The organism is Rhizobium yanglingense (assembly GCF_977109285.1).
Map to the genome: position 1 here is coordinate 240,756 of NZ_CDSAWY010000005.1, position 14,508 is coordinate 255,263.

Annotated in this window: 9 protein-coding genes and 1 pseudogene; 5 read left to right on the plus strand and 5 right to left on the minus strand. The window is 60.7% G+C overall.

Going from position 1 to position 14,508, the window contains the following annotated elements; translation table 11 throughout:
• Positions 1-63 precede the first annotated feature (63 nt).
• Entirely contained in the window at positions 64-1,074 is a 1,011-nt protein-coding gene (locus ACW4PC_RS10880; protein WP_455874987.1) for an SPFH domain-containing protein, read from the plus strand.
• Positions 1,075-1,077: 3 nt separating this feature from the next.
• The gene (locus ACW4PC_RS10885) at positions 1,078-1,533 is read left to right on the plus strand and encodes an NfeD family protein (RefSeq protein WP_455873817.1); all 456 of its coding nucleotides are present in this window, start codon (positions 1,078-1,080) and stop codon (positions 1,531-1,533) included.
• Here ACW4PC_RS10885 and ACW4PC_RS10890 read toward each other — a convergent pair whose 3' ends face one another.
• Positions 1,534-2,526: a KpsF/GutQ family sugar-phosphate isomerase gene (locus ACW4PC_RS10890; protein WP_455873818.1), complete on the minus strand. Its 993-nt coding sequence runs from the start codon at positions 2,524-2,526 to the stop codon at positions 1,534-1,536.
• A gap of 145 nt (positions 2,527-2,671) precedes the next feature.
• Here ACW4PC_RS10890 and ACW4PC_RS10895 point away from each other — a divergent pair, with 145 nt between their 5' ends.
• Positions 2,672-4,246, plus strand: a complete 1,575-nt coding sequence (locus tag ACW4PC_RS10895; protein WP_455873819.1) for an outer membrane beta-barrel protein — start codon at positions 2,672-2,674, stop codon at positions 4,244-4,246.
• Positions 4,247-4,248: 2 nt separating this feature from the next.
• Here ACW4PC_RS10895 and galU read toward each other — a convergent pair whose 3' ends face one another.
• Positions 4,249-5,136 carry a UTP--glucose-1-phosphate uridylyltransferase GalU gene (gene galU, locus ACW4PC_RS10900; protein WP_455873820.1) on the minus strand — a complete coding sequence of 296 codons (888 nt, stop codon included), beginning with the start codon at positions 5,134-5,136 and terminating at the stop codon, positions 4,249-4,251.
• Positions 5,137-5,339: 203 nt separating this feature from the next.
• On the opposite strand from galU, the gene ACW4PC_RS10905 reads away from it, so the two are divergent.
• Both ACW4PC_RS10905 and ACW4PC_RS10910 read left to right on the plus strand, forming a co-directional pair.
• Entirely contained in the window at positions 5,340-6,563 is a 1,224-nt protein-coding gene (locus tag ACW4PC_RS10905; protein WP_455873821.1) for a lytic murein transglycosylase, read from the plus strand.
• Between the two features lie 88 nt (positions 6,564-6,651).
• Entirely contained in the window at positions 6,652-7,863 is a 1,212-nt protein-coding gene (locus ACW4PC_RS10910) for an SGNH/GDSL hydrolase family protein (RefSeq protein WP_455874988.1), read from the plus strand.
• Between the two features lie 190 nt (positions 7,864-8,053).
• Here ACW4PC_RS10910 and ACW4PC_RS10915 read toward each other — a convergent pair whose 3' ends face one another.
• The 3 genes and pseudogenes from ACW4PC_RS10915 to gltB all read right to left on the minus strand — a co-directional run bounded on the left by ACW4PC_RS10915 (position 8,054) and on the right by gltB (position 14,488).
• Positions 8,054-9,508: a glutamate synthase subunit beta gene (locus ACW4PC_RS10915; protein ID WP_455873822.1), complete on the minus strand. Its 1,455-nt coding sequence runs from the start codon at positions 9,506-9,508 to the stop codon at positions 8,054-8,056.
• A 19-nt stretch (positions 9,509-9,527) separates the two neighbouring features.
• Complete coding sequence (locus tag ACW4PC_RS10920) at positions 9,528-9,701, minus strand: hypothetical protein (protein WP_455873823.1); 174 nt, start codon at positions 9,699-9,701, stop codon at positions 9,528-9,530.
• 64 nt (positions 9,702-9,765) lie between these two features.
• Positions 9,766-14,488: pseudogene (gene gltB, locus ACW4PC_RS10925) on the minus strand (glutamate synthase large subunit).
• Positions 14,489-14,508: the final 20 nt, after the last annotated feature.

The window sequence follows — 14,508 nt, forward strand, 5'->3', positions numbered from 1 at the left end:
TTGTGAATATCCAGCTCGTTGAATAGGATCGCCGCGATCATAGGCGGTGAAGGAGAAAGAGTGATGATTTTAGGCGGGTTCGATATCGTCGTTATTGCTCTCGTCGCCTTCGTCATCCTTGTGCTTTTTGCAGGCATCAAGACGGTGCCGCAGGGCTATCGCTATACGATCGAGCGCTTCGGCCGCTATACGCGCACACTGGAGCCGGGCCTCAACATCATCACGCCCTTCATCGAGCGCATCGGCGCCCGCATGAACGTGATGGAGCAGGTGCTCGACGTCCCCACCCAGGAAGTCATCACCCGGGACAACGCCTCGGTCGCCGCCGATGCTGTCGCCTTCTATCAGGTCCTGAATGCCGCGCAGGCCGCCTATCAGGTCTCCAATCTCGAAAACGCCGTTCTTAACCTGACGATGACCAATATCCGTTCCGTCATGGGCTCTATGGACCTCGACGAGCTTCTGTCCAACCGCGATCAGATCAATGACCGGCTGCTGCGGGTTGTCGATGATGCCGTGCAGCCGTGGGGCATCAAGGTCACCCGTATCGAGATCAAGGACATCCGTCCGCCGACCGATCTCGTCGACGCCATGGCGCGGCAGATGAAGGCCGAGCGTGAGAAGCGTGCCCAAATTCTGGAAGCCGAAGGTTCGCGCAACGCTCAGATCCTTCGCGCCGAAGGTGCCAAGCAATCGGCGATCCTGGAGGCGGAAGGCCAGCGCGAGGCAGCGTTCCGCGAAGCGGAAGCCCGAGAGCGTCTGGCCGAGGCGGAAGCCAAGGCGACAAAGATGGTCTCCGAGGCGATCGCCGCCGGCGACATACAGGCGATCAACTATTTCGTCGCTCAGAAATATACAGAGGCGCTGTCTGCCATCGGTACGGCCGGCAATTCCAAGATTGTCCTGATGCCGATGGAGGCCACATCCATTATCGGCTCTCTGAGTGGTATCGGTGCAATCGCTAAGGAGGTCTTCGGCGACGGCAATAGCCCGCCCTCCTCGCCGCGGCCGCGTCAAGTGCCGCCGCGCACGACCCCGCCGGTCAATCCCTTCAACCAGGCCCCGGAGCGCTAACGAATGCTGACACGCGTCGTTGCCGAACTGGGACCATGGACCTGGTGGATTGTGGGCCTGGCGCTGCTTGCCGCCGAAATGATGGTGCCGGGGTTTTTCCTCGTCTGGATCGGTCTTGCCGCGCTCGCCGTCGGCGTTCTGTCGCTGCTGCTTTGGAATGCCGCCTTCTGGATCTGGGAAACGCAGCTCATCGTTTTTGCCATCCTGGCCGTTGCTGCGACGTTCCTTGGCCGCCGGCTGACGCTTCGCCATGATGCGACCGACGAACCCTTCCTCAATCAGCGGGGCGCAAGTCTCGTCGGCCGGACGGCAACTCTCTTAGAACCGATCGCCGAAGGCCGCGGCCGCATTCGCATCGATGATACGATCTGGCGGGTGACAGGCCCCAACCTCCCCATCGGAACGCAGGTGAAAGTGGTCGCAAGCAACGGGCGCGACCTGACGGTCGAGCCGCTTTGATCAGGCGACGCCGATCCGCAAGAGATCGTGAAAATGCACCAGGCCGGCCGGCTTGTTATCGTCATCGATGACGATCAGTGCGCCGATTTGATACTGTTCCAGCAATGCCAGCGCGCTTGTCGCAAGCGCCGTCGGCCTGACCGTCTTCGGCGTGCGCGTCATGATGTCGTCGACGCAAAGCTCGGACAGGTTGCGCGTCAGGTTCCGGGCAATGTCACCTTCGGTAACGATGCCGCAGAGCCGCCCGTCCTCGTCCAGAACGCCGACGCAGCCGAAATGCTTGCGCGACAGCACATGGATCGCCTCCGGCATCGGTGTCCCCTTCGCCACCAGCGGGACGCGGTCGCCGGTATGCATGACGTCGCCGACATGCATCAGGCTGGCACCGAGCTTTCCGCCTGGATGGAAGACATGGAAATCCCGCGCCGTGAAGCCGCGCGCTTCAAGCAGCGCGATCGCGAGCGCATCCCCGAGGGCGAGCTGCATCAATGTCGATGTCGTTGGCGCAAGGCCGTTCGGGCATGCTTCCTGCTCGTTCGGAATCAGCAGTACGATGTCGGATGCCGTCGCCAGCGACGAGTGTATGCTGCACGTGAGCGCGACGAGGGGAATGGAAAATCGGCGCGTATAGGCAATGATGCTGCGCAGTTCCGCGCTTTCGCCGCCCTTGGATATGGCGAGCACAAGATCGTCGCTCGCGATCATCCCAAGGTCGCCGTGATTGGCTTCCGCAGCGTGAACGAAAAACGCAGGCGTGCCCGTCGAAGCAAAGGTAGCAGCCAGTTTCGTTCCGATGTGTCCACTTTTGCCGACACCCGTTACGATGACACGACCGCTGATACTGCCGATCGTCTCCACCGCTTGAGAAAACGGCCCCGACAGACCGTCGCTCAAGGCGCGCTCCAGCGCTTCCAGTCCGCGTCTCTCCGTCTCGATCGTCCGTTTGGCGGATTCGAGCACACCGTTCTCAACAAGTTTGACTGCTTTCCTCATGGTCCTGCGTTAGCGCTTTTCATTTGAGGTGTCTACCCACGTCGCTTTGCAACCTGTGAACAGAGCCTCGCGGCCGCAACGAATGATTAACCACGAGGCTTTACGTTCGGGTAACGAATTGAAGCATGCCACGCGCGGAATCCGGATGGCCAAGGAAAGAGAGACGAGCAGTTTGACGCCGCTCTGCGCGGCGCGCTTTGCCGTGTCTTCTATCGCTTGTTTCGCTTTGTTTCTTCCGCCTCACCCTGGTTTTGCACAGTCCGCGCAAAACAGCACCGGCAGCGGCACATCCGGCTATTCGTCTGCATCTAGCTCGCAGTCCTACAGCAGTTGGCCGAATGCACAGCAGTTGCCCGCCGATGGCGTAGCCGGCGGTAGCGATATCGCAAATCCCTCAGCCGATGGAATGAGCGGCACACCGCCCAGCTCAAACCAACAAGCCGGAACAACGATGGCAACCGGAACGACTGATCAGGATCCGTCCGGCGAGACGACCGGCTCCATTCTCGATGACGACATTCGTCGGCTGAATACCCGCGAACCGGCAATCGATGACAGAAGGGCGCCACGCAAGCCGGAGGAAAACCTCTCAGGTCAGGAGACGCCGGGCATCCGCATCGGCACCTTCGTGCTGCGCCCTTCCGTTACCCAGTCGATCAACACCGAAACGACGAAGGACGGAGAGACAAAGGAGACGCGCGCTTTCCTCCAAACCGACGCCCACGCGACGCTTGCCTCCGACTGGGCGCTCCATCAACTGATCGTCACGAGTGAGGGCACCTGGCAGCGCAATGTCAGCGGTACCGGCGAAGAACAGCCCGCCTTCGACATCGACGGGGACCTTCGCCTCGACCTGCCGGACGATACGGTCGCTCATATCAAGGGCGGATACCGGTTTTATCGGGAAGATACCGACGATCCTGACGCAATCGCCGATGCCGAGCAGCAATCGGATGTACAGGAGTTCTCAGCAGGCGCATCCGTCGAACGCGATTTCGGCATCCTGCGCGGTACTGCGGCACTCGATCTGACCCGGACCATCTACTCCGACGCCGTGCTTTCGAACGGCACGAGGATCTCGCTCAGCGACCGCGACCAGACGTCCGGCACATTTCGGACCCGTGTCGGCTATGAACTTTCGCCGGCCCTCATTCCCTTCGTCGAGGCCTCGGTCGGTAAGACTGTCTACGACGAAACCCGGGATTCGGCGGGTTTTGCGCGCTCCGGCAACAGCTACGGCGCCAAAGCTGGCGTCGAGGTCGATCTGGGAGAAAAGTTGAAAGGTGAAGTCGGTCTCGGCTACGAAACCGCAACCTTTGACGATAGCCGCCTCGATTCGATCGATACCGCAACCGTCGATGCAAACCTCCTCTGGTCGCCGCTGCGTGGAACCGAGGTTCGTTTTGATCTATCGACCAGCATCCAACCCTCAACGACAGCTGGTCAGAGCGGCTATATCTCGCACGTACTGACAACGGCGGTCACGCATCAGCTGCGCGACAATCTCCAGGCAACGGTGCTGGGTGGGGTGACTTTGCGGGACTATCCGTCCGGCGGCAGCAGCGACGAGACGGTCTATACGGCGAGCGGCGGGCTCACCTGGAACATCAACCGCTATCTCGATTTCACCAGCACGCTGGGATACGAGCTGACGACGCGCGATGTGGGCGCCGACTCGCAGCAATGGCGAGCCGGCGTCGGTCTCAAGCTGAAACGCTAGGCTCAAAGGCCTTTCAGCAATGCCTTGAAACCGTCTTCGACGGTCGGGCGGATATCTGCACGTTCGAGTGCGAAGGCAACATTGGCAAGGATGAAGCCATCCTTCGCGCCGCAGTCATAGGTCGTGCCGCGGAAGTGGTAGCCTGCAAAATCCTGTTCTTTGAGCAGCTTCAGCATGCCGTCGGTCAGCTGGATTTCGTTGCCGGCGCCGCGCTCCTGCGTCTCGAGGATCTTGAATATCTCCGGCTGCAGGATGTAGCGGCCGTTGATGAAGAAGTTGGAAGGTGCCGTCCCCTTGGCCGGCTTCTCGACCATGCCGGTGATGCGGAAGCCCTCGCCGATCGCTTCGCCGGCTCCCACGATGCCGTATTTATGCGCTTGATCCGGAGCACATTCCTCGACCGCGATGATGTTGCCGCCGCTCTGGGCATAGAGATCGATCATGCCCTTCATGCAGCCCTTGCCTTCATTCTTCATGATCATGTCCGGCAAAAGCAGCGCGAAAGGTTCGTCGCCGACGATCTCACGGGCGCACCATACGGCGTGGCCGAGGCCGAGTGGCTCCTGCTGGCGGGTGAAGCTGACCGTTCCTGCTTTCGGAAGCTGATTGGCGAGCAGCGTCATTTCCGCCTGCTTGCTGCGTTCGCGCAGCGTCTGCTCGAGCTCGAAATGAATGTCGAAATAGTCTTCGATGATGTGCTTGTTGCGGCCGGTCACGAAAACGAAGTGTTCAATGCCGGCTTCGAGAGCCTCGTCGATCACATACTGAATGATCGGTTTATCGACGACAGTCAGCATTTCCTTCGGAACGGCTTTGGTGGCCGGGAGGAAGCGTGTCCCCAAACCTGCAACCGGGAATACCGCTTTACGAACTTTTTTCTGCTGTCCCACTTAGACCTCCTAGAGGGGCTGGATCGCTTTTACACTCAAGCTATTTAGGGTGAACTAGATTAGAATCGCTACCGTTTTGCAAAGGATGACGGGAGAAGCCGGTCATGGTAAAGAATTTGTTGACTCCGTTCCGGTAGTGTCGGGTTTGGCCGGAAACTGCAACTCCGCCGCACGTGCAACGAAGATGACGGATACGACTGCCGATGACCCAGAACCGCAAATACTCCCTTCGTGGTCTTGCTCTCGCCCTCATGGTGACCGCTTCCGCAGGTCTGGCTCCCGATAGCGCGGCGGCCGACCAGCGGTTCCAGAAGTGGATCGCGGACTTTTATCAAACTGCCGCGCAAAATGGCATCAGCAAGGCAACCTATCGGAAAGCTTTCGCAGGCGTGACCGAACCGGACCCGACAGTCCTTGAAAAGGCGACCTTTCAGCCGGAATTCACGACCAAGATTTGGGACTATGTGGACTCCCGCGTGAACCCCTACACAGCCGAGATTGGCCGCAAAATGGCCACAAAGCATGCGTCGACCCTGACGGCGATCGAACGGCATTTCGGCGTCGACAGGAACATCATACTGGCGATCTGGTCGATGGAATCGAACTACGGCGCAGTCCTCACAAAGGACGACCGACTGCACTATGTGCCACGCGCGCTTGCAACCCTTGCCTACGCGGACGACCGCCGCTCCAACTATGCCAAGAAGCAGCTCGTCGCTGCGCTGAAGATCCTGCAGAACGGTGATATCTCTGCCGATGGCATGACGGGATCCTGGGCAGGCGCCATGGGCCATACGCAGTTCATCCCGACAAGCTATCTGCTTTATGCCGTCGATGCCGACCGCAATGGTCATCGCGACATCTGGAATTCCGTGCCGGATGCACTTGCGACCTCTGCCAACCTTCTCGCAAAGAACGGCTGGGACACCGGCAGGACGTGGGGCTACGAAGTCTCGGTTCCGGCGAGCCTCGCAAAACAGGTAGGCAAGACACATACGATCGCAAAATGGGCAGCGATGGGCGTCACCCGCCCCAACGGCAAGGGTTTTCGAGACGGTTCAACAAGGGCCGTGCTGAAGATGCCGGCTGGCGCCGGCGGTCCCGGCTTCCTGATGACCGCGAACTTTTTCACGATCAAGAAATACAACGCTTCCGACAGCTATGCGCTCGCCGTTGGCCTGCTTGCCGATGAAATTGCCGGTTATGGTGGCATGAAACAGCGCTGGCCGCGCCCGGAGGGCACGCTCGACATGAAGGAAAAATTCGAGCTGCAAAATCGCTTGAAGACGCTCGGCTATTACAACGGCGAGGTCGACGGCAATTTCGGTTCAGGTTCGAAAGCCGCAATTTCGGCGGTTCAAGAACGTCTCGGCATGCAGGCCGATGGCAAACCCTCGCTCCCGCTCCTGAATGCGCTCCGGCGCTAGAAAGGAGAAATCCGCGACATAGCTTTCATGGAGAGTGGACGTGTGTGTCCCCTCCATGCGAAAATGTCGCGAGATGTGGGGCATGACGATGCGTAGATCGGGTGACAGGCTGAAACTGGGCTGGAGGACGCTGATTTCCGCCGGTCTGGTGCTTTCCTTCGGCATCACCGCGCCCGTTGATTTTGCCGACGCGCAGGAGCGCTATTACTACCGCCGCTCGATCTTCGATTTCTTCACCGGCCGCCGCTACATCAACGAAGATTATGCGCCGCCGCCCGAGGTTCGGCGCCCGCCGCAGCGTCAGCGCAAACGGACGCCGCTTGCGCCCAAACCCCCAACCGTCGCCACTGCGCGGCCTGTAGCGCCCGTCCTTCAGGAGCCGGTGGTCCAGAAACTCGAGAATGCCCAAAAGATCCTGATCGTCGGCGATTTTCTCGCAAGCGGCCTGGGCGATGGCATGACGGAAGCATTCAAGACTTCGCCCGGCGTGATCGTAGAGGCCCGAGGCAACGTCTCTTCGGGCCTGGTGCGCGACGATTATTACGACTGGCCCGAACAGCTCCTGAAGATAATGGACGAACTGAAGCCGGCGATGGTCGTCGTCATGATCGGCGCCAACGACCGGCAGCAGATGGTCATCGGCGGCGCCAAGGAGAAGTTCCGCACCGACGCCTGGTATGGCGAATATCAGAAGCGTGTGCTGAACTTCGGCAAGGAAATAACGAACCGCAAGATACCATTGCTTTGGGTCGGACTGCCTGCTTTCGAATCGCCTTCGATGACGGCCGACGCCGTTCAGATGAACCAGCTCTATCGCAAGCAGGTGGAAAGCATCGGCGGCGAATTCGTCGACATCTGGGATGGCTTCGTGGACGAGAACGGACAGTTCGTCGTTACCGGTTCCGACATCAACGGTCAGCAGGTGCGCCTGCGCACCTCGGACGGCATCAATCTGACACAGGCCGGACGCCGCAAGGTCGCCTTCTATGTTGAAAAGCCGGCCCGCCGCCTTCTCGGCACGCAGGCAAGTCCCGATCTTGTGCGCCTCGACACCAGCAACCTGCCCCATCTCGGTCTGCCATCGGACCCGGTCGCGCATACGCAGCCGATCAGTCTTTCGGACCCCAATCTCGATGGAGGAGCTGAGCTTCTCGGCGGCAGGCAGCCTCCGGCCACTTTGGCGAACTCGCCACGCGACATGCTCGTGCAGGAGGGCAAGATGGAGCCGGCGCCTGCAGGACGCGTGGACGACTACAGTTTTCCCGCCCCGAAAGAGCCGAAGCAGGTCTCGGCCAAATAAGCTTCAGTTCTTTGCCCGAGCGACCGTGCGCATGGAGATGAAATTTTCGTGACGCTCGCCTTCGAACTCGAAGGCGGTCGAGCCTCGCCTTTCGAAACCCTTGAGCAGATGCCATACAGACTGATCAATCGATCGGCCGCCCGCAACCTCTTGCGAGCAGCGCGTTCTGTTCGGCTTTAAGCGAGAACATTCAGCGCGGCAGAACCGTCGAGCCCATCAGCGCTTCATCGATGGCACGCGCTGCCTGGCGGCCCTCGCGGATCGCCCAGACGACCAGCGATTGGCCGCGGCGAACGTCGCCTGCCGTCCATAGCTTGTCGACCGAAGTCTTGTAGTCGTGGTCGTTTGCAACGACATTGGTCGAGCCACGGCGGTCGGTGTTGAGCGTCAGTTTGCCGTCCAGTTCCTTGAGCACGCTGTCGGTGAACGGTCCGCGGAAACCGATGGCGATAAAGGCGAGATCCGCCTTGATGACGAATTCCGTACCGGCAACCGGCTTGCGGCGCTCGTCGACTTCGCAGCACGTGACGCCTGTCAGCACGCCGTCTTCGCCGATGAACTCCAGCGTCGCCACCTGGAACTCGCGGACGGCGCCTTCGGCCTGCGACGAAGAGGTGCGCATCTTGGTTGCCCAGAACGGCCAAACGGCGAGCTTGTCTTCCTTCTCCGGCGGCTGCGGACGAATGTCGAGTTGCGTAACCTTCACAGCGCCCTGACGGAACGCCGTGCCGACGCAGTCCGAAGCGGTATCGCCGCCACCGACGACGACCACATGCTTGGCGCCCGCCAGGATCGGGTCCGACGCCCAGCCGACGCTGTCGATGTTTTCGCGGCCGACACGCTTGTTCTGCTGCACGAGATAGGGCATCGCGTCATGGACGCCGGCAAGTTCGATACCGGGAATGCCGGCTTCGCGCGGCGTTTCGGAGCCGCCGCAGTAAAGCACGGCATCGTAATCGGACAGCAATTGCTCGACCTTCACGTCGACGCCGACATTGACGCCGCAATGGAAGGTAACGCCCTCGCCCTTCATCTGCTCGACGCGGCGATCGATGAAGTTCTTCTCCATCTTGAAGTCGGGAATGCCGTAGCGTAGCAGGCCGCCCGGACGGCTTTCGCGTTCGTAGACATGGACCTCATGGCCGGCGCGGCCAAGCTGCTGGGCAGCCGCCATACCAGCGGGACCGGAGCCGATGACCGCAACCTTCTTGCCGGTATGGACCGTTGCCGGCTGCGGACGGATGAAGCCGAGCTCGTAAGCCTTGTCGGCAATTGCCTGCTCGACCGTCTTGATCGCAACCGGCGCATCTTCGAGGTTCAGCGTGCAGGCTTCTTCGCAGGGCGCCGGGCAGACACGGCCGGTGAACTCCGGGAAGTTGTTGGTCGAATGCAAGTTCTGGATCGCCGCTTCCCAATTGTTGTTGTAGACGAGGTCGTTCCAGTCCGGAATTTGGTTATGGATCGGGCAGCCGGTCGGGCCATGGCAATAGGGGATGCCACAGTCCATGCAGCGCGCGGCCTGTTTCTGCACTTCCTGGTCCGACATCGGGATCGTGAATTCGCGGAAATGTCGGATACGATCCGACGCCGGCTGATACTTCGCCACCTGCCGGTCGATTTCCAGAAACCCTGTGACCTTACCCATATTTTCGTCCCTCATCATCTTAAAGCCCAAGACCCGAAGGTCCCCAGTACCAGTAGGCCAGTCCCATGACTGCGCCCAGGGCTACGAATTCCGTTTCAAGGCCGCCGCCCGCAAAAGAGGTTCCGGCGGAAACTGCAACGGCGAGGCACAGAGAGATGAAGGAATGAAGCAGCGAAAACCGATTTTTCATCATCGTTCTTTCCAGCATCCTCCATGCCGCTCGTCAAAGCAGTGGCTGATCTAGCGATTTAGAGCACTCACTCCGCAGCGATCCCCATCCGGCTCCGCTCCATTTCCTCGAGCGCACGACGGTACTCGACCGGCATGACCTTGCGGAATTTTGGACGGTAGTCGACCCAGTTGTCCAGGATCTGCTTGGCGCGGGTCGAGCCCGTGTAGTGCAGATGGTTGGAGATCAGCTGGTAAAGGCGCTCCTCGTCGTGACGCGTCATGTCGCCGGAGACGTCGACGCGTCCCTTGTGCATGAGGTCGCCGCCGTGATGGTGCAGCTTCTCCAGCATGTCATCCTCTTCGGGAACCGGTTCGAGTTCGACCATCGCCATGTTGCAGCGCTTGGCGAAGTCGCCGGCCTCGTCGAGTACGTAGGCGACGCCGCCGGACATGCCGGCCGCAAAGTTGCGGCCCGTTGCGCCGAGCACGACCACCACGCCACCCGTCATGTATTCGCAGCCGTGGTCGCCCACGCCCTCGACAACGGCAATGGCGCCTGAGTTGCGCACCGCGAAACGCTCGCCCGCGACACCGCGGAAGTAGCACTCGCCTTCAGTCGCACCGTAAAGCACGGTGTTGCCGACGATGATCGGAATCTTCGGCGACGATCCTCGAGTTCTCCGGGGGCCGGATGATGATCTTGCCGCCCGAAAGGCCCTTGCCGACATAGTCGTTGCCGTCGCCGATGAGGGTGAAGGTGACGCCGCGCGCGAGGAAGGCACCGAACGACTGACCCGCTGTCCCCTTGAGTGTGACGTTGATCGTGTCGTCCTTCAGGCCGCGGTGGTTGTAGCGCTTCGCAACCTCGCCAGAGAGCATGGCGCCCGCCGAACGGTCGACATTCTTGATATCGACTTCGAAGGCGACCGGCTTCTTCGAGGAGAGCGCGGGCTCGGCCTTCTCGATCAGCTTGCGGTCGAGAATGTCGTCGATCGGGTGCTTCTGACGCGCCGTCCAGTAAGTCTCTTCCTTTGCTGCATCAACCTTGTGGAAGATGCGGCTGAAGTCGAGCCCCTTGGCCTTCCAGTGCGCCAGCATCTCGTCCTTCTCAAGCAGTTCCGAAGCGCCGATGATGTCATCGAGCTTGGTGAAGCCGAGCGAGGCCAGGATTTCGCGCACTTCGTTGGCGACGAAGAAGAAGTAGTTGATGACGTGCTCGGGTGTGCCCTTGAAGCGCTTGCGCAGAACCGGGTCCTGCGTCGCAACCCCTACCGGACAGGTGTTGAGGTGGCACTTGCGCATCATGATGCAGCCCGCGGCAATCAGCGGCGCGGTCGCGAAGCCGAACTCGTCGGCGCCCAGCAGCGCGCCGATGATGACATCGCGGCCGGTCTTCAGGCCGCCGTCCACCTGCAGGGCGACACGCGAGCGCAGCCCGTTCAGCACCAGCGTCTGCTGGGTTTCGGCGAGGCCGATTTCCCAAGGGCTGCCGGCATGCTTCAGCGACGTGAGCGGCGACGCACCCGTGCCGCCGTCAAAGCCGGCAACCGTGATGTGGTCGGCGCGCGCCTTGGCAACACCGGCGGCGACCGTGCCGACGCCGACTTCCGAGACGAGCTTGACCGAGACGTCGGACGTCGGGTTGACGTTCTTCAGGTCGTAGATCAGCTGCGCCAGATCTTCGATCGAATAGATGTCATGATGCGGCGGCGGCGAAATCAGCCCGACGCCGGGCGTCGAATGACGGGTCTTGGCGACCGTCGCATCAACCTTGTGACCCGGCAGCTGGCCGCCTTCGCCGGGCTTTGCACCCTGCGCGACCTTGATCTGCAGCACGTCGGCATTGACAAGATATTCGGTCGTCACCCCGAAGCGTCCCGAAGCGATCTGCTTGATCGCCGAGCGTTCCGGGTTGATCGAGCCATCGCGCAGCGGCATGTAGCGGTCGGACTCTTCGCCGCCTTCGCCGGTGTTCGACTTGCCACCGATCTTGTTCATGGCGATTGCGAGCGTCGTGTGCGCCTCGCGGCTGATCGAGCCGAAGGACATCGCACCCGTCGAGAAGCGCCTGACGATATCGGCAGCCGGTTCGACCTCGTCGATCGATACCGGCTTGCGGCCGAGCTCATCTGCGCTCTTGACCTTGAACAGGCCGCGGATGGTGTTCATGCGCAGCGCCGTGGTGTTCACCATTTCGGAGAATTCGCGGTAGTGATCCTCGGCATTGCCGCGAACGGCATGCTGAAGGGCTGCAACAGCGTCCGGCGTCCAGGCATGGCTTTCGCCACGCATGCGAAAGGCATATTCGCCGCCAATGTCGAGCGTGCTTGCAAGCAACGGGTCGCGGCCGAAGGCGGCCGTATGGCGAGCAACGGTTTCGGTGGCGATCTCTTCCAGCCCGACGCCTTCGATCATCGTTGCGGTGCCGAAGAAATACTTGTCGACGAATGCCGACTGCAGTCCGATCGCATCGAAGATCTGCGCACCGCAATAGGACTGATAGGTCGAGATGCCCATCTTCGACATGACCTTGAGGATGCCTTTGCCGACCGCCTTGATGTAGCGGTAGACGATTTCGCTGGCGTCCACTTCCTTCGGAAATTCGCCCTTGGCATGCATGTCGAGCAGCGTGTCGAAGGCGAGATACGGGTTGATCGCTTCAGCACCATAGCCCGCGAGCAGGCAGAAGTGATGGACTTCGCGCGGCTCGCCGGTCTCGACGACAAGACCGACCGACGTTCGAAGCCCCTTGCGGATCAGGTGATGGTGGACGGCAGCGGTCGCCAGCAGCGCCGGGATCGCGATGCGATCTGGCCCGATCTGACGGTCGGAGAGCACGATGATGTTGTAGCCACCCTTGACTGCCGCTTCGGCGCGCTCGCAGAGACGGTCAAGCATATCCGGCATGCCTTCGGCACCACGCTCGACATCATAGGTGAAGTCGAGTGTCTTGGTATCGAACCGGTCTTCCGTGTGACCGATCGAGCGGATCTTTTCGAGATCGCCGTTGGTCAGGATCGGCTGGCGCACTTCGAGACGCTTGGCGTTCGCCATGCCGGTATGGTCGAGGATGTTCGGCCGCGGCCCGATGAAGGAAACCAGGCTCATGACAAGTTCTTCGCGGATCGGATCGATCGGCGGGTTCGTGACTTGGGCGAAGTTCTGCTTGAAGTAGGTGTAGAGCAGCTTCGACTTGTCGGACATCGCCGAAATCGGCGTATCCGTACCCATCGAGCCGATCGCTTCCTGACCCGTCGTCGCCATCGGCGACATCAGGATTCTCGTGTCTTCAGTTGTGTAGCCGAAGGCCTGCTGGCGGTTGAGCAGCGAAACATCGCGGCGCAGCGCACGCGGTTCGACCGGCTTCAGGTCTTCCAGGATAAGCTGAGTACGGTCGAGCCAGCTGCGATAGGGATGCTGGGTCGCAAGCTGCGACTTCACCTCGTCATCCGAGATGATGCGGCCTTCTTCCATATCGATCAGCAGCATCTTGCCGGGCTGCAGGCGCCACTTCTGGACGATGTTTTCTTCCGGAACCGGCAGCACACCCGCTTCCGACGCCATGATGACACGATCATCATTGGTGACGAGATAGCGCGCCGGACGCAGGCCGTTGCGGTCGAGCGTCGCGCCGATCTGCTTGCCGTCGGTGAAGGCCACAGCAGCCGGCCCGTCCCATGGCTCCATCAGGGCAGCGTGGTATTCGTAGAATGCCTTGCGCTCAGCCGCCATCGACTGGTTGCCGGCCCAGGCTTCCGGGATCAGCATCATCACCGCATGCGACAACGAATAGCCGCCGCGCACGAGGAATTCGAGCGCGTTATCGAAACAGGCTGTGTCCGACTGGCCTTCGTAGGAGATCGGCCAGAGCTTGGAAATGTCCTCGCCGAAGAGCGGCGAAGACACCGACGCTTGACGCGCCGCCATCCAGTTGACGTTGCCGCGCAGCGTGTTGATTTCACCGTTGTGGGCAACCATGCGATAGGGATGCGCCAGCTTCCAGGACGGGAAGGTGTTGGTCGAGAACCGCTGGTGCACGAGGGCAACCGCGCTTTCGAACCGCGGGTCCGACAAGTCCTTATAATAAGCGCCGACCTGATAGGCGAGGAACATGCCCTTGTAGACGACGGTAGATGACGAAAGCGACACCGGGTAGAAGTTGCTCTCCTCGCCTTCGAACTCGTCGTAGATGCGGTTGGAGATCACCTTGCGGAGCGTGAAGAGGCGGCGCTCGAACTCGTCGTTCGTCGCGGCATCCTCGCCGGCACCGATGAAGACCTGAACATGATGCGGTTCGGTGGCGGCGATATCCGGCGCCTTGGAGAGCGACGAGTTGTCGACCGGCACGTCGCGGAAGCCGAGGAAGACCTGGCCTTCCTCGGTGATCACATCCTGGATCACTTTCTTGAAGTGCTCGATCTGCTGTTCGTCGCGCGGCATGAAGATATGGCCCATGCCGTATTCACCGGCCTTCGGCAGGATGACGCCCTGCTTTGCCATTTCCTCACGGAAGAAACGGTCGGGAATCTGCACGAGAAGCCCGGCGCCATCGCCCATCAGCGGGTCAGCACCGACGGCACCGCGGTGCGTCAGGTTTTCGAGGATGAAAAGGCCGTCCTTGACGATCTGATGCGACTTCTGGCCCTTCATATGCGCGACGAAGCCGACGCCGCAGGCGTCATGCTCGTTGCGCGGATCGTAAAGACCCTGTTTTCGCGGCAAACCGGAGGCGGATTTACGCGTATTGGCCGTTGCGCGCACGTCTGCTGCTGCGAACTGGTCAAAACCCGTGGATGGCGTCTTCGTCATCTTTCCCTCCTGTCAAAGCC